The organism is Bradyrhizobium sp. RDI18, assembly GCF_043203335.1.
Lineage (GTDB): Bacteria > Pseudomonadota > Alphaproteobacteria > Rhizobiales > Xanthobacteraceae > Bradyrhizobium > Bradyrhizobium retamae.
Map to the genome: position 1 here is coordinate 6,209,673 of NZ_JBICRN010000008.1, position 23,695 is coordinate 6,233,367.

The window sequence follows — 23,695 nt, forward strand, 5'->3', positions numbered from 1 at the left end:
GTTGCTGGTCGAGGAGACGTATCCGAATCGATAATGGCTTAACGATGCCGCTCCGGGTGCTTCCCCACAAGACGGTTTTGGCGATAGACCGCCGGGCGGATTGCATCGCTTCGCGCGCAATGACATAGAAATTCCATGATTTCAGATCGACTGTTCGTCTACGGCACGCTGATGCGCGGCTTCGACCATCCGATGGCGCAGCTATTGTCGCGCAGTGCGGATTTTTGGGCACGGTCACCTGCCGCGGCCGACTCTATCTCATCAAGCATTATCCGGGGCTGGTGCTGTCGGATGACGCCAACGACGTCGTGTTCGGTGAACTCTATCGTTTGCGCGATCGCGACGCCTTGCTGGCCGAGTTCGACATGTATGAGGCCTGCGGCGCCGGGTTTCCGGAACCGACCGAATACATCCGCCGCATGCTGCCGCTGTCGCTGCAAGACGGCACCACCGGCGAGGCGTGGACCTATGTCTACAACTGGCCGGTCACCGGCCTGCCGCGCATCGCCTCGGGCAGGTTTCTGGAGAACTAACCCGCATCCAACCGCTCACGCTCGACGCGGATATCCACCTCGCGCTCGACATATTTCCATTCCTCGGTCGCGCGCAGCATGCGGACCAACTCCTCGAACGCGTCGGCATCCCCGGGCGCGTATTCGAACCAGGTCAGGAAGTCGAAGGGCTCGCCGAGGTCGCGGCTGTGATAGAGCTGGCGGGCGATCGCCGGCAGGTATTTCAGGCTGTCGGCGATGTGATGGGATCTATCCTCAAAGATCTGCCGCCGCTCCTCCTGCGTCAGCTCCCACCACGCCGCCGATTTCTTGATCGGGATCAGCGCCGCAAAAGTCGCCTCAGGTCGGCCGATCTCGGCCCGCACGGCGTCAAGCTGCGTCTTCTCGGCGCGCTCGGTATAGCGCAGATGGCTGGCGAAGCCGGCGAGCCGCCACGAGGTCGGCGAGGGCAGGATCGGCAGCGTGATTGACAGCGAATGCACGACCGACAGCGAAGGCGTCGGCGAAAGCGACGCGCCCTTGACCGGCGCAAACCGCGTCACCCGCCACGCCCCGCTCCTGCCACCCCGGAACACCGTGAACATGCGGACATGGAAGCGCGGAACTGGCGGCGATTCAAGCTTCCGCTGTCATTCCGGGGCGCGAAGCGAACTCTGGTGCGCAATTGCGCACCAGAGAATCTCGAGATTCTGCGTTCGATGCTTCGAATCCCCCGGAATGACAGAAGGGGCTGTGAATAGCGGCGAGAAACCGGCCAGCCCTCGCCTTTTAACGGCCCGTCCCTGTATCCCTAATCGGTTGGCACGGCCCCACGACTCTGGCAGCTACCTGATCCATGCGCTTCACGCCCCAATTTCTCGACGAACTGCGCGCCCGGCTTCCGGTTTCGGAAGTCGTGGGCCGGCGCGTGAAGCTGAAGAGGGCGGGGCGGGAGTTTAAGGGGCTGTCGCCGTTCCAGCAGGAGAAGACACCCTCTTTCACGGTCAACGACCAGAAGCAGTTTTATCACTGCTTCTCGACCGGAAAGCACGGCAACATTTTCGACTTCGTCATGGAGACGGAAGGCGTCTCGTTTCCGGAGGCTGTCGAGCGCCTCGCCGCCATGGCCGGCCTGCCGCTGCCGGCGGCAACGCCAGACGCCGCGCGCCACGAGCAGCGCCGCAAGACGCTGCATGACGTGATGGAACTCGCGGTAAAATTCTTTGCCGACACGCTGGCCTCGCGCCACGGCGCCAAGGCCCGCGGCTATCTCGCCGACCGCGGCATTTCGCCGGCGACGCAATTGCAGTTTCGCCTCGGCTATGCCCCGGCCGAGCGCTTTGCCCTGAAGGAGCATCTGGGCGCGCAGGGCATTTCCACCGAGGACATGGTGGAAGCGGGGTTGCTCGTCGGCGGCGACGATATTCCCGTTCCTTACGACCGTTTCCGCGACCGCGTGATGTTTCCGATCGCCGACGCCAGAGGCCGCGTCATCGCCTTCGGCGGTCGCGCGCTGGAAAAGGACGTTCCGGCAAAGTATTTGAACTCGCCGGAAACCCCGCTGTTTCACAAGGGCGACAATCTCTACAACCTTGGTCCCGCGCGACAGGCGGCGCATGACGGCTCGCCGCTGATCGTGGTCGAAGGCTATGTCGACGTCATCGCCATGGTCACCGCGGGCTTTGCTGGTGCGGTGGCGCCGCTTGGTACGGCCTTGACCGAAAACCAGCTCGCGCTGCTCTGGAAGATGGCGGACGAGCCGATCCTCTGCTTCGACGGCGACCGCGCCGGGCAAAAAGCAGCGTACCGCGCCGCCGACCTTGCGCTGCCCAATCTCGCGCCCGGCAAAAGCCTGCGCTTCGCGCTGCTGCCGGAGGGGCAGGACCCCGACGATCTCGCCCGCACCGGGGGCCGGGTCGCGATCGAGGAGGTGATCGGCGCCGCGCGTGGGCTCGCCGATATGATCTGGTCGCGCGAGATCGAGGGCGGCACGTTTGCCACTCCCGAACGGCGCGCCGCGCTGGAAGCGCGTATCAACGAACTCTCTAACGGCATCCGCGACGAGGTCGTGCGCCGCTACTACCGCCAGGATCTCGCCGAGCGCCTGCAGCGCACCTTTGCGCCCGATGCCGGCCGCGGCGGTTACGGCCGGGGTAATTTCCGGACCGGCCGCCCCGAATCACCCCGCACGTTTGCGCCGCGCGGAGCGGGCCCGGCCGGCCGGTTCGCCCCCCGCGGCGGCCGCCCGCCGGGGATAGCTTCAGGAATCGCCCCCGGCCCCTACCAGGCGGCGAGCCCCCAGCTTGCGACCAGCCCGATCATGCGCGGCCAGCGCAGCGCGATGTCCCGCCGCGAGGCCTTGATCCTGCAATCCCTGATTAACCACCCTTGGCTGTTGCACGACCATCTGGAGGAGGTCGCGATGCTGGAACTGGCGCATCCCGAGGCCACCAAGCTCCGCGCCGGTATTATTACGGCCTTCGCCAACGACCATCACCATTCTCCCGACGTAGAGGAGCAGGCCGAAAAAATGCGCGCCGATCTCGAGGCCCGCGGATTAGGCGAGGTTCTTCAACGGGTTGAGCGGGCGATCACGACGGTGGCGGTGTGGGCCGCGAGGCCCGGCGCGGCGCGCGAGGACGTTTTGGCCACTTGGCAGCAACTCGTTGTCTTGCATCAGAAAACGCACGCCCTACTTAGGGAGAAGAAAGATGCCGAACTGGCATTGGCCGAGGAGACCAGCGAGGCCAATCTGGCGTGGCTGAAGGATGTCGGCGCCCGGCTGGACTCCTCGACGGCACCGAGGCCCTGATTGAGGGTTTTGGCGAGCTTTCGGGCCGGTTCCGCAAAAGCGTTTGACGATTAAAAAATGATGCGGACGGCCTTGGCCGAGCCCGCGAAAAGACTCGCCAAATCCATGATTTGGCGGCAAAAACAGGGTTAAGCAAAGCTTAAGGGCCTTCGGGCTACGAAAGACAGAACCGGTGATGCGGAAGGCAGGGGTGGCGACGGTCTGCGCCGCCCTTTGCGCGTCGTAACCATGGTGCGGAAAAGCGGGTGCCGCTTTCGACCGATCATGCGAAGGCGAATGAACAGAGCGAGGTGACGATCGAACGACGTCATCTCGAACGAATTGAGTTGAAGAGCGCGGGCGGCGACGCACGCCCGCATGAAGCGCGTTTCGGGAGCTTGATGAATGGCCACCAAGGCAAAGACGCTGCAGGTTAAGGACAAGGAAAAAGACGACAAGGCAGCGGACGCCCCTGAGAAGGATAGCCCCGACGCGCCGTCGCCGTTGCTCGACCTGACGGATGCCGCGGTCAAGAAGATGATCAAGCAGGCCAAGAAGCGCGGCTTCGTGACCTTCGATCAGCTCAACGAAGTCTTGCCCTCCGACACCACCTCGCCCGAACAGATCGAGGACATCATGTCGATGCTCTCGGACATGGGCATCAACGTCTCCGAGGCCGAGGAGGCCGACGAGGAAGCCGAGAAGGAAGAGGCCGACGACGACACCGACAACGAGCTTGTCGAGGTCACGGCCAAGGCTGTCACCGAGGTCAAGAAGTCCGAGCCCGGCGAGCGCACCGACGATCCCGTCCGCATGTATCTGCGCGAGATGGGCACGGTGGAATTGCTGTCGCGCGAAGGCGAAATCGCGATTGCCAAGCGCATCGAGGCCGGCCGCGAGGCGATGATTGCGGGTCTCTGCGAGAGCCCCTTGACCTTCCAGGCCATCATCATCTGGCGCGACGAGCTCAACGAAGGAAAGATCTTCCTTCGCGACATCATCGATCTCGAAGCCACCTATGCTGGCCCCGACGCCAAGAACAACATGAACCCGGCGATGATCGCCGCCCCCGCAGGCGACGGCCAGGCCGCCAACGGCGAGGCCGCGCCCGCGCATGTCGCGCCGCCGGCAGCGCCCCCCGCGCCGACCCCTGTTCCGTACAGCCCCGGCGGGCGATGTGGAGACCGAGGAGAAGGATCCCGCGGAAGCCGCCGCCGAAGGCGACATGGATGACGACGAGTTCGAAAACCAGATGTCGCTGGCCGCGATCGAGGCCGAGCTGAAGCCGAAGGTGGTCGAGACCTTCGACAAGATCGCCTCCGAATACAAGAAGCTGCGCCGCCTGCAGGAGCAGGACATCGCCAACCAGCTTCAGAGCGAGTCGCTCTCGCCCTCGCAGGAGCGCAAGTACAAGAAGCTGAAGGACGAGATCATCGTCGAGGTGAAGTCGCTGCGGCTGAACCAGGCCCGCATCGACAGCCTCGTCGAGCAGCTCTACGACATCAACAAGAAGCTGGTTTCGTTCGAGGGGCGCCTGCTGCGCCTCGGGGACAGCCACGGCGTCGCGCGCGAAGACTTTTGCGCAACTACCAGGGCTCGGAGCTCGATCCGCGCTGGCTCAACCGCGTCTCGAAATTATCGGCCAAGGGCTGGAAGAATTTCGTCCATCACGAGAAGGACCGTATCAAGGAGCTGCGCCACGAGATTCAGTCGCTGGCGGCGCTGACGGGTCTTGAGATCGGCGAATTCCGCAAGATCGTGCACGGCGTGCAGAAGGGCGAGCGCGAGGCGCGCCAGGCCAAGAAGGAAATGGTCGAGGCCAACCTGCGTCTCGTGATCTCGATCGCCAAGAAGTACACCAACCGCGGCCTGCAGTTCCTCGACCTGATCCAGGAAGGCAACATCGGGTTGATGAAGGCGGTCGATAAGTTCGAGTACCGCCGCGGCTATAAGTTCTCGACCTACGCCACGTGGTGGATCCGGCAGGCGATCACGCGCTCGATCGCCGACCAGGCCCGCACCATCCGCATCCCCGTGCACATGATCGAGACCATCAACAAGATCGTGCGCACCAGCCGCCAGATGCTCAACGAGATCGGCCGCGAGCCGACGCCGGAAGAGCTCGCCGAAAAGCTCGGCATGCCCCTGGAGAAGGTCCGCAAGGTCCTGAAGATCGCGAAAGAGCCGCTCTCGCTCGAAACACCGGTCGGTGATGAAGAGGATTCACACCTCGGCGATTTCATCGAGGACAAGAACGCGATCCTGCCCATCGATGCGGCGATCCAGTCCAACCTGCGCGAAACCACCACGCGGGTCCTGGCCTCGCTGACCCCGCGCGAAGAACGCGTGCTCCGGATGCGCTTCGGCATCGGCATGAACACCGACCACACGCTGGAAGAAGTCGGCCAGCAGTTCTCGGTGACGCGAGAGCGCATCCGCCAGATCGAGGCGAAGGCGCTGCGCAAGCTGAAGCATCCGTCAAGAAGCCGGAAGCTGCGGAGCTTTTTGGATAACTAATCTCTCCGCCTCGTGTCCCGGACGCGGTGCGGCACGCAGTGACGCTCCGCAGAGCCGGGACCCACAGGTTCCAGCAAGTGGACCCCGGCTCAGCAGCGCACCGCTTCGCGCTGCGCTGCGTCCGGGAGAATGCAAACGGCCAGAGCATTCTACCCTGAGAAGCGAAAAAGGCCCCGTCTCGAAGGGCAAGGCGGCCGCACAGCAATCCATCGAGACAAAAGCGGCGGGCGAAAGCCCGCCGTTTTCGTTTACCGGAGAAAGACCCTCGGTGAACAAAGCGATCCGCCCCGACGCGGCGGCCTGTTCGTGTGGAATAAGTGGAGGGGACACTGGTAATGAGCGGTTCGGGACGCTGCTGCTGGTCGCAGATTTCGCGGCTCGTCACGGCTGTTTAACGGTCCGCCGAAAACATCGTTTACCATCAAAGGTTGCAACATTCTAGGTAATCAAAGTTTAGCCTGATCCCGCTATGTTCCGCCTGCATTTCCTGGCGCGGCCTCACAGCCGCTGGCCCGTCGGAACGACTGTAATGAAAAGCCGAACTCTGGCGATCATCCTTACGATCCTGATCGCATTTTCCTTCATCACCAGCGCGGCACCAGGCCTCCTCATCTACCTTGTGCTGTTCACGTTCGGCGCCGGTTTGCTGCTGCTGTATGCGAACACGGCCCTGATTTATCTCCTGGCGGCGACGCCAGCGCTGATTCTCCTGAAATGGACTCCGCGCAACTGGCGTCTGATTGCGCTCGCTGCCATTCCGCTTCCGGCCGTCGCGATCGGAGTGCCGCTATTGACCGAGACGCTCACCGCGCGCCACGTGCAGCACTATATATCCGGTGATGTCAGCGGGAGTTTTGCGGAGACGCCGAGGTCGGTCGAACTGGTCAGCGCCGCTCAATATTACGCGGGCCTATCGGATCCTCCGACGAGTGCGGGATGCGATACGCTGTGCCAGCGGCTGTTGTTGAGCAGGCGCGTGGACATCGTGCGCGTGACGCGAAAATCCACTGAGTGGTCCGGCGAGATTGATCATGTGATCGAACAGCGCAACACCTGTCCTGAAGCTTTCGGATCGAATGAGCCGATGTTGCCCGAGACCAAGGACGCGCTGGTATCCGGTAGCTGCTTCATCTCGCGTGTCGCGAGCGCTGAGCCGATGATGGCGCGGATCGAGATCGAGAACAGCAAGTTTCCAGCACCGCAAAATCTTGGCCAGGACTTCGCGCGGGCTGTCAATGACGTGAAACGTCTTCAAGTTTTGAAGATATCGGCGGCGTCCCCGGGCGGCTGGTCGCTTAAATTGCAGAAAACCCAGGTGACATTCTCGCACTGGATGATGCCGCTCAATCTGTCCTATTCGCCTTGCCATGGCGTCTTCTGCATCGGCCCGCCGGTCTTTATGCGCTCGGAACGCACCCTCAATGGCTTCGATCTCGTTGCCGTCGCGTTGCAGACGTTGGGGATCGATAACCAGAAGCCGAATGAGCTTTTCAGTCCTGCAGGCCGCGTCGCAACGATGCTCGATCGTGCCGGCGAGCGCTTGACGGATAATCAGAAGCAACTCGTGACGGACTGGGTGGTATCGCTGCAGTGCCGGAACGGGAAATGTCCGCCTGTCGCGGGCAAGGATGCGGAGGTTCTACTGCGGCTCGTTCAGGACCAGCGCTTCCAGGATTTTCGTCTCATGGACGGCCTGATCGGGCGTAGCTGGGATGTCGTGGCTGATCATCTGGACCTATTCCTGGATCAGATGGAAGCGCGCAATGATGGCAATTTTTCCGGCATGGTCGGATCGGTCATAGCGAGGCTGGACGGCAAGTATCTGCATCCGCGGGGAGACCGGATCCTCGCGCTCATCATGAACAGCGACTGGCGGTGGGTGGGAGGCATCGCTGCTGCATCCGGACGCCTCGGAATTGACACCGCCCAATTGATTTCGGAACGGCTCGGATGGCTCGAGGCATCCAAGACCGCAGCCCTGGCGGCTTGTACGGCGGACGTCGCCATCGGCGAGCGGCTTGTGCCGGCGATGCTGGATTATTTGCGCGCGCGGCCGATTTCGAACGATGCCCTGGATCAGGCCGCTCGCTACGTGACCAAAGGGTTGGCCCGCTTCGGGCATTCCGAAGAGGCGAAGCAAATTCTTCTCGATCGCTATCCAAAGCTGCAAGGCAGCGATTTGCCGCCGCGATCGCCGCCGGCGTTGTGCCCGACATCAGCGTTTGCGGCTTCTAATCAGACCGCGAGACATCCGCCTGGTGCTTCCGCTCACGCGCTTCGCCTATGACCGGATCGCCGATTTGTTATTCGCCTGGAACAAAGAGCGGCGGGCGCTGATGAGGGCGATTACGCCTGCATACGCCGAAAACCTACTTCTTCTTCGCCCCAACCCGGCTGATGCTCTTGATCTTGAGCGGCGCGCGGCCGGATTTCTCGGCGATTTCGCGGTCCTGCTCCATGATGTATCCGCGCGCCGGCTCGTCGCCGTCGAGCCCGCCGAGCAGCTCGGACGGCACGCGCCGGTTGGAGCGCTGGGAGTCGTCTTCATAGACGACATTGAAAAAGGCGAATTCGCCTTTGGGATTGGTCCCGGGTTTCTTGGCCATGCGGGCTTGTCCTCGATAGAGGCGGCGCTGTCAAAGCAAATCACCTCGCTGCGCGCCGATCTGCCCTGCGGCCACGCCGGTGAGGCGATTTGTCTATAACCGCCTTGCCGGCATACTGTTCGCCTGGAACAAGCGGAAGGGGCATTGGTGATGCCGGCAGCCTCCAACACCAAGAGCGACCTCGGACCGGTGCTGATAGCCTGCTGCCTTGCCATGCTGGCGGTGGGCGACAACAGCACGGCGATCATGGCCGGGCTGCCCGAAATGAGAGCCAGCCTGCAACTTGGTCCGGCGGAGGTCGAATGGGTGGTCAACGCCTATCTCCTGACCGCCGCGATATTCATCATCGTCGGCGGCGGCGCGGCGGATCGGCTCGGGGCACGAAGGTCCTCGGTTGCCGGCATTGTCTTGTTCGCTCTCGCCTCGCTGATCATTGCGCTTGCACCAGCCGGATTCGTGGTGGTCGGCGCACGTGCGCTGCAAGGGCTGGGAGCTGCGTTCGCCGTGGCCGGCACACTTGCCGCGGTGACCGAAGCCGCGCCTGACTCGCGGCGGGCGGAGGCGATCGGCGCCTGGACCGGCTTCCTGATGCTCGGCTTCAGCATCGGTCCGCTCGTCGGCGGGGCCGTGACGCATTACGCGGGCTGGCGCTTTATCTTCTGGTTGAACGTCGCCGCCATGGTGCCCGCGGCGCTGATGTTGCTGCGGCATCCCGGCGCGCAAGGCGGTCGCACGATTTCGATGGACTGGATGGGGCTTGGCATTCTCGCCGTCTTCATGGTGACGCTGATATCGGGGTTGCAGGCGTTGGCGCATGTCCGCGTCAACCCGCAAGCCGCAATGGTCCCGTTCGCGCTGGCGGTGATTGCGTTCGGTGGACTGATCTGGACGGAGACGCGGCGCCGTCAGCCGCTGGTCGACTTCGGCCTGTTCTCGAACCGCAGTTTTGCGATCGCCGCCGGCCTTCTGTTTCTCGTGATGTTCGACATCATGACGCTGCTGCTCTACTACAATCTCATTGCGCAATCTGCTGATGGGCTCGGCATGTCAGCCGTTGCGGCCGGCCTTTCTCTGCTGCCGCTCTCGGTTGCGCTGTTTGCCTTCGCGCGAGCGGCTCCCTCTATTGGAATGCGGATCGGCGTGCGGCGCATGCTGACGGGTGGATCGCTCCTGCTTGCGCTCGGCTGCGCGATCATCTGGTCGTCGTTTCAGATCGAAGCAAGATTCGCTCTTCTGATGCCCGGTCTCTTTGTCGCCGGCGCTGGAATCGCGCTCATTTACGCCTCGGCGCCGCGGCTCGGACTTGCAACGCTGCCCCAATCGCAGGCGGGGAAAGGCTCTGGGTTACTCAATTCCTGCAGCTTTCTCGGCGGCACGGTCGGGGTGACCTTCGGAGGTATCGTCTTCGCGCTGACCGGATTTCCCGGCGTGCTCGTGCTGCTGGGAATTTCGGCGCTGGCCAGCGCCGTGCTCTGCATTCGGCTGCACGCGGATTGAAAGTCTATTTGTACGGCCGGCATCCGCAAGAAATTCAAGCGCATGCCGGATTTTTGGCATCTCCGACGTTAAGAAAAGCAATCGTGGCCGGCGCGATCTCGATCAAACCCGGCGGCGATGTCACCGCGGCGAGCCGCGGAAGATCGTCATTTGGGCCGAGCTCCAAAACCGTTCCATTCAGCTTCACGCTGGCGCTTTGCAGATGATCCGCCGACAGCGTGTAACGCTCGCTGGCCGCGGGCAATCGCAGCTTTGCGGCGCTCGTCCTGTCCGTATTGATGGCGAGCAGCGTGACGGCGCCACGCACGCCTCGCCGGCAATGCGCGTAGAGGTGCACGCCAGCGTGCACGCCGGCGTCGAGAACCGTCGTGCCCATCAGCCTGCGCCAAAGCAGCGCCGCCCAGTAGTTTGGCCGCGGCCGCAACGTCGTCTCGTCAAGCAGGCCGTAATCGCTGGCAGCCAGCGTGTTGTGCGCCACCATCTGGACGCCCGCCCTGGCAAGCCGGCCGAGCTGATCGAGATATCGGAACGTATCGAGGAATGTGGATGCCCAGGGATTGCCGCCGCAGGCGGCCTCGGCGGTTTCGGTCAGCCACATCGGCTTGTCGGGCGCAAACTCGTCCCTCAGCGATCGGTAGAACGCGAGCGTTCGGTCGGTGCTCGCCAGCCAGCTTTCCGAAAGCGCGGCCTCTGGTGTGGTTTGACCCGGAGCGCATCGCTGCGAGAGAGCGCCGTAGTGATGATAGGAAAAGGCGTCGATGCCGGGGCCGGATGCGGCAAGCAGATCCCGCGTACGGAGAAAATCGGAGCTGGATTGCGGGGGTGATTGCGACGCTGTTGTCTCGCCGATCGAACCGGGGCCCAGAACAATCACATCCGGTTGGTTGTTCCTGATGAACGCAACAAATGCCTTGAAGTCCCGTCCATAAGCTGCCGCGTCGTATCCTTTCGGTGCGCCGCCCATCGCCGCCAGCGTCGGCTCGTTCATGAACTCGGCGGCAGCAATTCTGCCGCCGATGGATTTGGTGTAGACAAACAAGCGACGCGCCTGATCGCTCTGCCATCGGCCTGCTGCGTCGCGGACGCCGGGGCTTATCGCCATCGACGTCACGATCTCTGCGCCGGCCGCGCGGGCAAAGTCGATGACGCGCTTCCAGCGCTCGCGGCTTAGCACCGCACGGAAGCCGTTGGGCGGCGTCGAGGGCTCATCGCTTTCTGCAAAGTAAGTGCTATTGGCCCAGGTGCCGCTAACGCGCAGATAGGCTGGGGCCAGCGCCGCAGCCAATATACGCAGCCTGCGGGTCGACAGGTCGATCGGCGCCCGATACGCGTAGAGGTCGGGGTTCGCACTCGCCGGCATATTTCCGGCGTTATCGGCGCCGTGCGCCGATGGCGCTGAGGCACTCGACCTGTAGGGTTTCCAGAAGCGTCCGCCCGTGACCTTGACCATCTCCACATTGTACGATTGAAAGCGCTCGTCGATGGTGCCGAGACGGGGCAATCGTGAAGGGTCGACGGAAAGCGTTGGCTCCTGGGCGGCCGTCTTCGGGATTGCCGCGAGCGCGGCGATCGTAATGCCCATTCCGACTTTGAAACCACTGGACCTGGTCATGGCATTGTCCCTGGAGGAGCGCCCGCCGAGCAACCCGTAAGGCACGCGCCGGTGGGCGATGCCGACCCCGCAGCATTCTTTTCCGCGGAGCGAAGGGGAACAATTGCAGTTGGCTCATTGCCAAAGAAACTGGAAGCCACTTGCGAAATGATCGAATAATAGCCATGTATAGTCAATCGAGTTTCGGCCGAACGACTTGGCCTTGCCGCTCATAGCGCGCCTGACTGACGACCCTCCCCAGATCTCGAAATTAGCCTGCTGCGTTCTCGAGCGCGGTTCCAAACATACATCTATCTTGAAGGACGATCTCCCATGAATACGGGAACTGTGAAGTGGTTTAACAGCCAAAAGGGTTTCGGCTTCATTCAGCCGGACCAGGGAGGCCCGGATGTTTTCGTTCATATCAGCGCTGTCGAACGCGCCGGCATGAGTGCCCTCAACGAGGGACAGAAGGTTTCCTTTGACGTCGTTGCAGATCGCCGGACCGGCAAATCTGCCGCGGAAAATCTGCGCGCCGCGTAAGCTGCCGCAATCGACGCCATGCTGCTTTGACCACGGATGTACTGGCAGAGCCTTTGGCTTTCGCGACTCCGCGCCGGGTTCACCGGCCGCGGAGTTCTTTTGAGTATCGCGGGCAATGCCGCCAAGGCTCGGCCTTCAAGACTCGGCCTTCAAGGCTCGGCCTTCAAGACTTGGCCTTGAGCAGTCTGTTGGCGGTGGCCTGCCCGTTGAAACAACTGAGGTTGGGAACGTGCCTACCAATATCAATCCAGATCAGGAACATGATGACATCATGTACCCGCAGGTCCTCCCGTTTCTTTTGGTCCACGCAGGGTGTGTCGCGGCGTTCTGGTCGGGCATCACATGGCAAGCGACTGCAATTTGCGTCGTTTTATATTGGCTGCGTATGTTTGCGATCGGTGCCGGGTATCATCGGTATTTCTCACACCGAGCTTACTCGACAAGCCGGGTGTTTCAATTCGTCCTTGCATTCCTTGCCCAAAGCAGCGCTCAGAAAAGCGTCCTTTGGTGGGCTGCGAAACACCGACATCACCATCTTCATTCAGATTCCGAGCTAGATGTGCATTCACCCCGGCACAAGGGCTTCGTGCACAGTCATGTCGGGTGGATCTTCTATCGACAGCACGATGCAACCGATCTGGTAAAGGTTTCGGATTTTGCATCGTATCCTGAGTTGATGTGGCTGCATAAATTCGAGGTATTGCCAGCGGTCATGATCGCTGGTCTCTGCTTCCTCATTGCCGGATGGCCGGGCCTCGTGGTCGGCTTCCTCTGGAGCACCGTCGTTCTGTATCATGCGACGTTTTGCATCAATTCCCTGGCACATGTTCACGGACGCAAGCGGTATGTTACGGGCGATGATTCCCGCAACAATTGGCTGCTGGCTCTCGTTACGATGGGTGAGGGCTGGCACAACAATCATCACGCCTACCAGAGCAGCGCTCGGCAGGGCTTCCGTTGGTGGGAGATTGATGTGACCTACTATGTTCTGGTGGGCTTGTCCTGGCTCGGGATTGTCTGGGATCTAAAGAGACCGCCGGAGCCGGTTCTGCGCAATGAGCAGCGATTGGGATCACGAATTCTGAGCCGAACGGCTGAGCAGCTCGCTAGACGCTTCAACCCCGAACACATCGCGCAGGCCATCAAGTCATCAGTCCACGAGACCGAATTGTCGTCGGTACGGGACGCGCTGCTTCTATTGCAGCAGCGGGCCGATTTGCGTTGGAATCTGCATCCGCCTCACATGCCAACTCGTGACCAGCTACTCGCTGCAGCCCAGGAGATGTTCGCGAAGACTAGATCTTTGGACGACATCGTCGAGCGTGCATATGGGGTCCTGATCAAATCTGTCGGATCTCTATTGATCAGTCCATCTCGGTTGGCAGTGGCAAATCCGAAATCGCAAACGAGCATGGATAGTCAAGCTTACCATGACTAAACAGCCTATGCGGACCGGAGCAGGCACCGTTACGCCGCTATCATGATCGATCTTGATTCATAACTGGCCTCGTGGGTAAAAACCGACATGTGGCCGCACGCGCCATACCGGGATTTATGAGTAGACGCCCTAGACCGCCGCCAACCTTCCGTTAAGCTGGCCGCGCGAGCGAAGGTCGGTAAAGCCGAGGAACTCCGGATGTCCAAGAGCAAGAGACTTACGACGGCCACTTTCCTGACCTTGGCTATCTTCGCATCTGCAGGACCCTACGCTCACGCCGCCCAATGCGGCACCTCCGCCGCCGGCTATGAGTCCTGGAAGCAACAATTCGCCGGCGAGGCCCGTGCCAAGGGCATCAGCGCCTCGACCATCCAGGCCCTGATGGCGACGAACTATGCGCAGGCGACAATCAATGCCGACCGTGGCCAGCGCAGTTTCAAACTCTCGCTCGATCAGTTTCTCGCCAAGCGCGGCGCCACAACCATCGTCGCCAGGGGGCGTCAGCTCAAGCAATCGCAGGCCGCGCTGTTTGCATCCATTCAGAGCCGCTATGGCGTGCCGCCGGGGCCGCTGCTCGCGATCTGGGGCATGGAGACCGGGTTCGGCAGCCAACGCGGCAATCAGAACATGCTCGCCTCGATCGCGACGCTCGCCTATGACTGCCGGCGCTCGGAATATTTTACGGAGCACCTCTACGCGGCGCTGCAATTGATCGATCGCGGCGCGCTCTCTGCCAGCCAGCGCGGCTCGATGCATGGCGAAGTCGGCCAGACGCAGTTCATGCCAAAAGCCATTTTGGCCTACGGTACCGGCAATCTCGAAAACTCGGCCAACGCGCTGATGTCGACCGCGAACTTTTTGAAGGCGCATGGCTGGCGCGCCGGCGCGGGCTATCAGCCGGGCGAGCCGAATTTCGCCGCCATCCAGGCCTGGAATGCCGCCGGCGTCTATCAGAAGGCAATCGCGCTGATGGGCCGCCAGATTGATGGTGGGGAGTAGGGGCTTCCACGAAGCCATTCGTCGTCGTCTCTGCGAACGCAGGGACCCATAACCACAGGAATCAATTGTTGAAGCGAGATCATCAACCGGTCCGCTTTAACAAGATCGGCCGCGGCGTATGGGTCCCTGCGTTCGCAGGGACGACGAAGTTCGAGCCAAAAACAAGAAGCACCTGCCGCGCGGCATCTTCCCATGGCATAACGGACGCGGAAATGAACAAGGGATTCGCATGCGCATATTTCGTTGGGCCATTTTTGTCGGCGCCGTCATCTTCTCCACCCCCACTTACGCCGCCCGCTGTGGCGGCGATTTCAACACCTTCGTTTCGGCGATGGCGGTGGAGGCGCAGGCGGCCGGCGTGTCGCAAGCGGTGATCGGCCAGGCCTTTGCCGGCATCACGCAGGATCCGGCGGTGCTCGCGTTCGACCGCCGCCAGCGCGGCACCTTCAACAAGACGTTCGAGCAATATGTCTCGACCCGCGTCGGCCCCGGACGCATCAACATCGGGCGGCAGATGCTGCTGAGGCACGCGTCACTGCTGGCGCGCATCGAGCAGAAGTTCGGTGTGCCGCCGCAAATCATCGTCGCGATCTGGGGGCTGGAGAGCGATTACGGCAAGGGCGACATCGGCAAGATGCCGGTGATCCGCACGCTGATGACCATGGCCCATGATTGCCGCCGCACCGAATTGTTTCAGGGCGAACTCTTGGCCGCGCTGAAGATCGTGCAGCGCGGCGATCTCCCGCTGCGCGACCTGATCGGCGCCTTCGCCGGCGAGCTCGGCCAGACGCAATTTTTGCCCTCGTCCTACATCAAATACGGCGTCGATTTCGACGGCAACGGCCATGTCGACCTGCGCCACAGCGTGCCCGACGTGCTCGCCTCCACCGCGAACCTGCTGCACGTATCAGGCTTCAAGGCCGGCGCGCCATACGGCGAAGGCACTGCGAATTTCGAAGCCATGCGGGAGTGGAACAGGGCGACGATCTACCGCAAGACGATTGGGTATTTTGCGGACCGGCTGGTGGCGCGCTAGCTCCCGTCATTCCGGGCTCGATGCGACAAATCCACTTGTCGGGCAAATCACTTCGTCGTCCCTGCGAACGCAGGGACCCATACGCCGCGGCGGCTATGAGAGAGGCAGTATGTGTTGCATTCCCGCTCCAGCAACAGCACCGGTGGTTATGGGTCCCTGCGTTCGCAGGGACGACGGCTGTTGTGCCATCACTCACTTCGCCTGCGCGCCCATCTTCTCGATCCGCTTCGCCAACACCGCCCAATAGGTCGCCGGGCGAAACCGCTGCAAGAGGTCCATGAACTTTGCGTCGTTGCCGATCAGAATGCGCGGCTGGTTTTTCTCGATGCCGAGAATGATGCGTTGCGCCGCGGCCGGCGGCGTGATCCTGGCGATCGCGTCGAAACGCTCGATCGATTCGGCGCGGCGCGCATTGTCGGCGATGCCGTTTCCGGTGCGGGAGTTGCGCACGATGTTGGTCAGGACCCCGCCGGGATGCACCACCGAGAGCTTCACCGGGCTGTTCGCCATCGCGAGCTCATGCCGCAGGCTTTCCGAAAATCCGCGCACCGCGAACTTGGCGGCGCAATAGGCGGTCTGGCCGGGCGGGGCGACGATGCCGAAGATCGAGGAGAGGTTGACGATATGCGCCTCCGGCTTCGTCGACAGATGCGGCAGGAAGGCGCGCGTGCCGTGCACCACGCCCCAGAAGTTGATGTTGATCAGCCATTCCATCTGCGCCTGGTCGACCTCGTTGAAGGCGCCGAGCAGGGCGACGCCGGCATTGTTGATGACGATGTTCAGCTCCGGATGCGCGGCGATTGCCGCGTTGGCAAACTCCTGGATCTGGGCGGGCTCGCCGACGTCGACGCCGTGTATCGTTACCTTGCGCTTGTTCGCTTTTCCGATCTCGGCGGCCACCTGCTGCAGCCCGGCCTCGTCGCGGTCGGCGAGCGCGAGATCGCAGCCGCGCGCGGCCAGTTCCAGCGCCAGCGCGCGGCCGATGCCGCTGGCGGCGCCGGTCACGGCGGCCGCGCTTCCAGATATCGCAGTCATGTCGGATCGAACTCCTTGCAGGTCGAAAACAGGTGGGTTCCCGCAAACTTTCGCAAATTGGAACTGAACCATAAAGCGGTTTCCGCGCTTAGTGTCGAATACCCGACAGAGGCGGCGACGCGATTCTGAGAGGAGGCTCATATGGGACAATCCAAACCTCATCGCGCAACGGCCCTCATTGTCGAGGACGACCCGATGCAGCGGAACATGATCTGCCTGCTGCTGGAGGAGAGTGAGGTCGATGTCATCGAATGCGAGAGCGCCGAGGCCGCTGAGCTGGTGCTGGAGCGCGCTGCCGGCAGTCTGGTCTTGATGATGACCGACGTGCAGCTTGCCGGCAACATGGATGGCGTCGAACTCGCGCACATCGCAAGGAAGTACAATCCCGAGATGGGCGTGATCGTCACCTCGGGCAAGCCGCTGCATCAGGAATTGCCTGACGGTGTGCAGTTCTGGGCCAAGCCTTGGGCGCCGCTCGACGTGATCCGCGAGGCGGAGCGCATGGTCTATGCACGAGAGCACGGCGGCGAACCGCGCCCGTGAGCGCCGCCGCCCTGCTGCTTTCGCGCCAAATGTCGTCGTGTTATTAGCAGGGCATGACCCTGTCGTTCCTGTTGGCCTCGCTGATCGTGGTCGCTTCCCCCGGCACCGGCGTGCTGTACACGCTGGCGGTGGCGCTGACACTGGGCGCACGGCCCGGTATCGCGGCAGCCTTCGGCTGCACCCTCGGCATTGTGCCGCATATGCTGGCCGCCATGCTCGGGCTCGCCGCCGTGCTGCACACCAGTGCTCTGGCTTTTGCCGCGCTGAAATGGTGCGGCGTGGCGTATCTGCTTTACATGGCCTGGCAGGCGTTGCGCGAGACGGGCGCGCTTGCCATCGACACGCGCCCGGCCGCGAAGGCGCGCTCCAGCCGGCGCGTCATCGTGACCGGCGTCCTGGTCAACATCCTCAATCCAAAGCTCTCGATCTTCTTCCTGGCCTTCCTGCCGCAATTCGTCGCGGTCGACGAGCCGCATCCGGTGGCGCGGATGCTGGAATTGAGCGCAGCCTTCATGGCGATGACGTTTGCGGTGTTCGCACTCTACGGCCTCTTCGCGGCCGCGATGCGCGACCGCGTCATCACGCGGCCGAAGGTGATGGCCTGGCTGCGCCGCAGCTTTGCGGCGGGATTTGCCGCGCTCGGGGCCAAGCTGGCGCTTGCGGAGCGGTGATTGCTTCGCAATGTGCGGTGAAAATGTTGAGCGTCGTCCTTTCCACGCGTCGTCCCTGCGCACGCAGGGACCCATACGCCGCGGCTCCTCTCTGGGCACTGAGGCGGACGTCTTTTGCTATCACAGCGGACGGTGGTTATGGCTCCCTGCGTTCGCAGGGACGACGGGAGGATAGATACAGAATCAAAAAGGCGGACCCGCGGCCCGCCATTCTCCAAAATTCACCCGGAGTTGGGAGCCCGGGCGGAGCTGAGCACTCCACCCGGGCCAAAATTCACTTCTTCTTCGACTTCTTGGCCTTCTTGGCCTTCGCCTTTTTCGCCTTCTTCGCTTTCTTAGCCATAGTATCCTCTCAAGGTTTTCATGGATTGAAACGCGACACCGAGGCATGCTTGGCGGAGGGCCAGCCTCGCAACATCCTCACATACGATCCCAGCAGATTCGCAGGCCGCTGCCGCGTGCCGTCATGGCGGTGTCATCACGTTATCCACAGTTGTTATGCATTTTGATGCGATTTTTCGCCGAAACGAGCATCGCCGCTGCCGCTCGCATGCGCGCGCATCATGCTTAACGATGTCCGAACGCACGTGATCTTCATCAATTCAAAACCACGGTTTGGATTGGCCGGCGGCCATCAGGGTCCGTTAAGCGGCGCAGATGCATTTTGTCCCGTAAGACGACGGGGATTGTCGTGGGAGAAGGTTCTGGGCGCGGAAGTCCCAGGCGGTCGTTAGACAACAGGGGAGACGGGACGCGTGCGTGTCCTGAGTTCGCGATGCTGAGCGTTCCGACGCTGTGGACGGTGTTCGTCATCAATTTTCTCGCGCTGGGCCTGATCTGGGCCTACGTCATGCGATGCTATCCGTCGTTCGAGGCCGCGCGGTTCTGGACCGGCTCGGCATTCACAGCGGCGGCCGGTGCTGCGATGGCGATGCTGCGCGTGGTGATGCCGGATACGCTGGTGCCGCTGTTGTTTGCCGGCACCGCGCTGATCCTGGCGATCTGCCTTGCCGCGATGGGGATTCAAAAAATTCTTCGACCGCCCGGTTTCGTGGCGCGACACGGTGCTCACCACTGGGCTCGGCTTTGCCGGCCTGTCCTTCTTTATCTTCGTCTACGACAGCGTGCCGGCGCGCATGACCATCTTCACGATCGCCCAGGCGCTGCCGATGGTGCGGAGCCTGAAGTTGTTGCTGTCGCCGCATGAGGGCCGCGTCAATCCGGGCGCCCGGCTGGCCGGTATCGTCACCATCGTTATCCTCGCCATTTTCACAGCCAGGTGGATTGGCGCGCTGACCAGCACGGGCGGCGGCTTCTCCTACATGCATTTCAGCCCGGCGCAGTCGGTAGTCATCCTGGTGCTGGTGTTCCTGTCGATGTCGCTGAATTTCGGCTTCCTGCTGATGGCGATGGACCGGTTGCGCAACGAGGTCGCGGATCTGGCGCTGCTCGACGACCTTACCGGCGTCGGCAATCGCCGTTGTCTGGTGCAGCGGCTCACGGAAGAATGCGCGCGCTCCGAACGCAGCGGTCAGCCCTTCGCGCTGTTGGTAATCGATCTCGACGGCTTCAAGGGCATCAACGATACCTACGGTCACGCTGCGGGCGACGCCTGCCTGCAGCACTTCACCTTGATGGCGCAAACCCGGCTGCGGCCCGGCGACATGCTGGCACGCACCGGCGGCGACGAATTCTGCATCGTGTTGCCGTCCTCGACGCTGCGCGAGGGCGCGATGATCGCGCGCCGCGTGCTGGAGGTCTGCCGCGCGGACGCCGAACAATGCACCGGCAACGACATTCCGATCGCCGTCTCGATCGGCGTCGCACAATGGACCCGCGAGATGGGCGGCTTCCCCGATCGCCTGATCGCCGCCGCCGACCACGCGCTGTACGACGTCAAGAAGGCCGGCCGCAACGGCTTTGCTGTCTACGATCCGGCGCCGCCGCTGGTGCCCGAGACTGAGGCGGCAGCGGACGTGGCCCTCCGCAAGCGGGCCTGAGGCGTGCTACTAGAGCGTTTTCCAGCGAAGTGGACACCGGTTCGCGTCAAGAAAACGCGTCAAACAAAAGTCTAGAGCCCGGTTCTGATTCAATCAGAACCGAAAAGGCTCTAGGGTTCGCCACTGGACCTCGGTCATGAATTTTCGGGTCATGAATTTTCGCCTCGTCGCGGCGGTACTGTTCGCTCTCTCGCTTCCTGCTTGCGCCTCCGCGCAATCGCCCGACCTCGCCGCGATCGCGCGTTCGTCGGGCACGCCGGATATTCCCGGCTTGAAGATGGTCTGGCTGGCGCCATGGGGTGATCTCGCAAAGGCCCATCCCTGGCGCAACATCATCGTGCATCAGACGGAGGGACCGGCGGGCTCGGCGCGCGGCGGCGCGCTGGCGCAATCGAAGAACCCGACGCGGCGCGGCGTCATGGTCTGGGTCGAAACCGACGGCACGGTGTACTGGGCGGTCGGCGAACATCTCGTTCCGACGCATGGCGACGGCGCCAACCGCAACGACAACAAGTATATCGACAACGGCTCGACCTATCGTCAGGTGATCGGCAGCAATTCGGTCGGCGTCGAATTCGCCGGCAATTATCCTGATGTGACGCGGGGCCCGACGGATGCGCAAGTAGCGGCGTGGCGTATTCTGGTAAAGGTGCTGCGTGCGCGTTACGGCATTCCGCTCGATCGCGTCTATGCGCACAACTGGATCGATTACAAGGATGCGCGTTATTGCGAAGGCTGCGCGTTGGCAAAGATGGCGCGGGAGTGGGGGAGTAGGCATCGGGCATCGCCTGTCTCACATCCGCCGCGGCGTATGGGTCCCTGCGTGCCGCCTTCGCTAAAGCTTCGGCGAGCCCAACGTCAAACCCCGGCGAAGCCTTGGCGAAGACGGGTCGCAGGAACGACAGCGATGTTGGTGAAGCAGCACGCGTCCACAAAACAAAAAGCCGGCGTTGCCGCCGGCTTTCGTTACTTGATACCTCTGCCGCGATTAGTGTGCGGCTTCGAGTTCGGCTTCCTGCCGGGCAATCGTGCCCTTGACGGCCGACTGCACCTTTTCGAAAGCGCGGACCTCGATCTGCCGCACGCGTTCGCGCGAGACGCCGAATTCGGCGGCGAGGTCTTCCAGTGTCATCGGCTCTTCCGCCAGGCGCCGCGCCTCGAAGATGCGACGTTCGCGCGGGTTGAGCACGCCGATGGCGCCGTTCAACGCCTGACGGCGATGATCGAACTCCTCGTGCTCGGCCATCACGGCTTCCTGGTTGGGCGAGTTGTCGACCAGCCAGTCCTGCCATTCGCCGGCTTCGCCGTCGTCGCGGATCGGCGCGTTGAGCGACGCGTCGCCGCCGAGACGGCGGTTCATGTCGATCACGTCCTGATCCGTCACGCCGAGACGCTTGGCAATCAGCTTTACCTGATCGGGGCGGAGATCACCTTCGTCCAGCGCGGAGATCTTGCTCTTCGCCTTGCGCAGGTTGAAGAAGAGCTTCTTCTGGTTCGCGGTGGTTCCCATTTTCACGAGCGACCATGAACGCAGAATGTACTCTTGAATCGAGGCCTTGATCCACCACATGGCGTAGGTGGCGAGACGAAAACCCTTCTCGGGCTCGAACCGCTTGACCGCCTGCATCAGGCCGACATTGCCCTCTGAAACGACTTCAGAGATTGGCAAGCCGTAGCCGCGATAGCCCATGGCGATCTTGGCCACGAGCCGGAGATGGCTGGTGACAAGATGATGCGCCGCGTCGCGATCGTCATGCTCGCGCCAGCGTTTGGCGAGCATGTATTCCTGCTGGGGTTCCAGCATCGGAAATTTGCGGATCTCGGCGAGGTATCTAGAGAGACCGGATTCTTCCATTGAGAACCGGTAACGTAGCTGTACGGGCCATTTGAGCGCCCTCCAGTGGTTCAGGCCCCCGATAGCGGCGGGCCCGGCAGGTGACCGCTGTGTTAAAGCCAATCACGCTGCGATGTTCCGCGTTGGATATTCAACGCATATGCAACATAGCAAAAAACGAACAAATAGGGAAGGAATGCTGACGTCACGTCCCCGTGTGGCAGCTATAACCTATTGGTATAGCTTCAGTTTCCTGAAAAGCCTGCGTCATAGGGCCGCTTCCAGGGCGCTTTGCAGAAGGATGAGATCCTCCGGCAGCGGCGCCTCCCAATGCAAAAGTTCTCCCGTTCGGGGGTGTTCCAGGGCAAGCAGATAAGCGTGCAAGGCCTGCCGGCCGAGAGCGGCTAGCGCCGCCTGGCCCTCGGGGCCGAGGTGGCGGGCCTTGGTCTTGAAGTGCGGGCCATAGACGGCATCGCCCATCAGGGGGTGGCCGATATGGGCAAGATGCACCCGGATCTGATGGGTCCGCCCGGTCTCGAGCTGGCAGGCGAGGAGGGAAGCGACCGGCTTGCCGTCGCGCCCCTGATAGGCCGCCTGCAATTCCCAATGGGTGACGGCCTCGCGTCCGCCCGGACGCACCGCCATCTTCTCACGGGCGTAGGGATGTCGGTCGATTGGGGCTGCGACCGTGCCGCGCTGGCGGTTGGGTACGCCCCAGATGAAAGCCATATAGCCGCGCTGCATCGGACCGGTGCGGCCGTGATCGGCGAATTGCGCGGTCAGCGATTGATGGGCGCGGTCGTTCTTGGCGACCACCATCAGGCCCGTCGTGTCCTTATCTAGCCGGTGCACGATGCCGGGTCGGCGGACGCCGCCGATGCCGGAAAGGCTGGCGCCGCAGTGCGCGATCAGCGCGTTGACCAGCGTGCCGCTCATGGCCGGCGGCCGGATGCACGACCAGCCCCTTCGGTTTGTCGATGACGATGATGTCGTCGTCCTCATAGACGATATCGAGCGCGATATCTTCGCCCAAAGGCTCGGGCGGAGCGGCTTCGGGGACATCGATTGTGATCGTATCGCCAGCCGCGACATGATAAGCGGGGTCGCGGATGAGGGTGCCCCTGGCGGTGACGGAACCGGCCAGGATCAGCGCCTTCAGCCGCGAGCGCGACAGTTCCGGGCGTAGCACCGCGAGCACGCGGTCGAGGCGGGGCGATCCCTCGTCGCCGCCGACGGTGACCTCCAGCCTTTGACCGCCGTTCGATAATCCCTGTTCCAAGCTAGAGCCTTGCATGACCGATACCGTTGCGCCCGAACCGACCCCCGAGCAGGCCGCGCTGATCGCGCGGGTGCGGCGGATGATGCTGATCGCGGGCCTGACCTCGGCGCTCGCGGTGGCCGTGGTCCTGATCGCCGTCGGGTACCGTCTTTACCGCGGCGAGGGAAGCCCCACGCCTAGCACGACAGACATGATTGAGACCCTGCCCAAGGGCGCCCGCATCGTCTCGGCGGCGGTGGCTGGCGAGCGGCTGGTGCTGACGTTGGATATAAGCGGGGTGACCGAAATCCGCACTTTCGATGCCAAGACGCTGAAACCCGCCGGAAAGCTCAGATTCGTCAACGAGCCGTGAGGCCCGGGCATCGGCCAAATGGCCCAGGTCCGGCCCCGGGGACGCAAGGCAACAAGTTTAACCGAACCGCGACCCGACCGGCAGACTTGCCTTGCCGATTGCGCATTTCGCGGCTATTCCCTCTGACACACGCTCCCTTCGTCTAGCGGTTAGGACGCGGCCCTCTCAAGGCTGAAACAGGGGTTCGATTCCCCTAGGGAGCGCCAAATTTTTTCAAGTACTTAGCCTAGATCGGGAACGCCCCCGTAGCCTTCCAACAATCGACCAATAATCGAGGGCTGTGAGCGCTTGGATGCCAGGCGTGTGGATTGGTCGAGCGAACTCCTCAACCACAGCGGAGCCGATCTTGATCCCGGACTGCTAGAGCGGACGAGATCGCGCGGAAGATTTCCTGTGGTGACGCGTCGGCTTCGACACGTCCACTCAACGAGGATTGGAACTAAACTAACTGCAACCTTTTCCCGATCACGTG

General features: G+C 62.4%; 14 protein-coding genes, 1 tRNA gene and 7 pseudogenes. 16 read left to right on the plus strand and 6 right to left on the minus strand.

The genetic code is table 11. The annotated features are described in order from the left end of the window. The first annotated feature begins 135 nt into the window (after window positions 1-135). Window positions 136-533: pseudogene (locus ACFXS9_RS39035) on the plus strand (gamma-glutamylcyclotransferase). Here ACFXS9_RS39035 and ACFXS9_RS39040 read toward each other — a convergent pair. Next, entirely contained in the window at window positions 530-1,096 is a 567-nt protein-coding gene (locus ACFXS9_RS39040) for a chlorite dismutase family protein (protein ID WP_392698633.1), read from the minus strand. The pseudogene ACFXS9_RS39035 and the gene ACFXS9_RS39040 sit on opposite strands and share 4 nt — an antisense overlap. Before the next feature lie 251 nt (window positions 1,097-1,347). Between ACFXS9_RS39040 and dnaG the strand changes: the two are divergent. The 4 genes and pseudogenes from dnaG to ACFXS9_RS39060 all read left to right on the plus strand — a co-directional run bounded on the left by dnaG (window position 1,348) and on the right by ACFXS9_RS39060 (window position 8,086). Continuing rightward, window positions 1,348-3,350 (plus strand): annotated as a pseudogene (gene dnaG / locus ACFXS9_RS39045) (DNA primase). Between the two features lie 198 nt (window positions 3,351-3,548). Beyond that, window positions 3,549-3,719 carry a hypothetical protein gene (locus ACFXS9_RS39050; protein ID WP_392698635.1) on the plus strand — a complete coding sequence of 57 codons (171 nt, stop codon included), beginning with the start codon at window positions 3,549-3,551 and terminating at the stop codon, window positions 3,717-3,719. Further along, window positions 3,688-5,799: pseudogene (gene rpoD, locus ACFXS9_RS39055) on the plus strand (RNA polymerase sigma factor RpoD). Before ACFXS9_RS39050 ends, rpoD begins: the two are co-directional and overlap by 32 nt. Window positions 5,800-6,328: 529 nt before the next feature. Beyond that, a complete protein-coding gene (locus ACFXS9_RS39060) occupies window positions 6,329-8,086 on the plus strand; it encodes a hypothetical protein (RefSeq protein ID WP_392698636.1) in 1,758 nt (585 codons plus the stop codon). Window positions 8,087-8,168: 82 nt separating this feature from the next. Here ACFXS9_RS39060 and ACFXS9_RS39065 read toward each other — a convergent pair whose 3' ends face one another. Then, the gene (locus tag ACFXS9_RS39065; RefSeq protein ID WP_275185697.1) at window positions 8,169-8,405 is read right to left on the minus strand and encodes a hypothetical protein; all 237 of its coding nucleotides are present in this window, start codon (window positions 8,403-8,405) and stop codon (window positions 8,169-8,171) included. 150 nt (window positions 8,406-8,555) lie between these two features. Between ACFXS9_RS39065 and ACFXS9_RS39070 the strand changes: the two genes are divergently transcribed. Then, window positions 8,556-9,902, plus strand: coding sequence for an MFS transporter (locus ACFXS9_RS39070; RefSeq protein WP_392698638.1), 1,347 nt, complete (start codon window positions 8,556-8,558; stop codon window positions 9,900-9,902). A gap of 34 nt (window positions 9,903-9,936) precedes the next feature. Here the strand turns inward: ACFXS9_RS39070 and ACFXS9_RS39075 are convergent, their stop codons facing one another. Next, window positions 9,937-11,514, minus strand: a complete 1,578-nt coding sequence (locus ACFXS9_RS39075; RefSeq protein ID WP_392698640.1) for a hypothetical protein — start codon at window positions 11,512-11,514, stop codon at window positions 9,937-9,939. A 312-nt stretch (window positions 11,515-11,826) separates the two neighbouring features. On the opposite strand from ACFXS9_RS39075, the gene ACFXS9_RS39080 reads away from it, so the two are divergent. The 4 genes from ACFXS9_RS39080 (at window position 11,827) to ACFXS9_RS39095 (ending at window position 15,509) form a co-directional block, all read left to right on the plus strand. Next, entirely contained in the window at window positions 11,827-12,036 is a 210-nt protein-coding gene (locus tag ACFXS9_RS39080) for a cold-shock protein (RefSeq protein ID WP_057847389.1), read from the plus strand. Between the two features lie 271 nt (window positions 12,037-12,307). Further along, window positions 12,308-13,474 carry an acyl-CoA desaturase gene (locus ACFXS9_RS39085; RefSeq protein ID WP_392700247.1) on the plus strand — a complete coding sequence of 389 codons (1,167 nt, stop codon included), beginning with the start codon at window positions 12,308-12,310 and terminating at the stop codon, window positions 13,472-13,474. Window positions 13,475-13,672: 198 nt separating this feature from the next. Next, window positions 13,673-14,473, plus strand: coding sequence for a lytic transglycosylase domain-containing protein (locus ACFXS9_RS39090; protein WP_392698641.1), 801 nt, complete (start codon window positions 13,673-13,675; stop codon window positions 14,471-14,473). Between the two features lie 229 nt (window positions 14,474-14,702). Further along, on the plus strand, window positions 14,703-15,509 hold the full coding sequence (locus tag ACFXS9_RS39095) for a lytic transglycosylase domain-containing protein (protein WP_392698643.1): 807 nt from the start codon (window positions 14,703-14,705) through the stop codon (window positions 15,507-15,509). A 192-nt stretch (window positions 15,510-15,701) separates the two neighbouring features. Here ACFXS9_RS39095 and ACFXS9_RS39100 read toward each other — a convergent pair whose 3' ends face one another. Beyond that, on the minus strand, window positions 15,702-16,544 hold the full coding sequence (locus ACFXS9_RS39100; protein WP_392698644.1) for an SDR family NAD(P)-dependent oxidoreductase: 843 nt from the start codon (window positions 16,542-16,544) through the stop codon (window positions 15,702-15,704). 141 nt (window positions 16,545-16,685) lie between these two features. Here ACFXS9_RS39100 and ACFXS9_RS39105 point away from each other — a divergent pair, with 141 nt between their 5' ends. The 4 genes and pseudogenes from ACFXS9_RS39105 to ACFXS9_RS39120 form a co-directional block, all read left to right on the plus strand. After that, on the plus strand, window positions 16,686-17,087 hold the full coding sequence (locus tag ACFXS9_RS39105; RefSeq protein ID WP_028350228.1) for a response regulator: 402 nt from the start codon (window positions 16,686-16,688) through the stop codon (window positions 17,085-17,087). A 53-nt stretch (window positions 17,088-17,140) separates the two neighbouring features. After that, window positions 17,141-17,758 (plus strand): LysE family translocator, encoded by a 618-nt coding sequence (locus ACFXS9_RS39110; RefSeq protein ID WP_392698646.1) that lies wholly within the window; start codon window positions 17,141-17,143, stop codon window positions 17,756-17,758. 775 nt (window positions 17,759-18,533) lie between these two features. Beyond that, window positions 18,534-19,758, plus strand: a pseudogene (locus ACFXS9_RS39115) (GGDEF domain-containing protein). Between the two features lie 151 nt (window positions 19,759-19,909). Next, window positions 19,910-20,527, plus strand: a pseudogene (locus ACFXS9_RS39120) (N-acetylmuramoyl-L-alanine amidase); the annotation flags it as partial. 219 nt (window positions 20,528-20,746) lie between these two features. Here the strand turns inward: ACFXS9_RS39120 and rpoH are convergent. Then, window positions 20,747-21,644: pseudogene (gene rpoH / locus ACFXS9_RS39125) on the minus strand (RNA polymerase sigma factor RpoH). 215 nt (window positions 21,645-21,859) lie between these two features. Continuing rightward, window positions 21,860-22,886, minus strand: a pseudogene (locus ACFXS9_RS39130) (RluA family pseudouridine synthase). On the opposite strand from ACFXS9_RS39130, the gene ACFXS9_RS39135 reads away from it, so the two are divergent. Next, on the plus strand, window positions 22,885-23,223 hold the full coding sequence (locus ACFXS9_RS39135) for a hypothetical protein (RefSeq protein WP_392698648.1): 339 nt from the start codon (window positions 22,885-22,887) through the stop codon (window positions 23,221-23,223). The pseudogene ACFXS9_RS39130 and the gene ACFXS9_RS39135 sit on opposite strands and share 2 nt — an antisense overlap. 131 nt (window positions 23,224-23,354) lie before the next feature. Continuing rightward, a tRNA-Glu gene (locus ACFXS9_RS39140) sits at window positions 23,355-23,429 on the plus strand. Window positions 23,430-23,695: the final 266 nt, after the last annotated feature.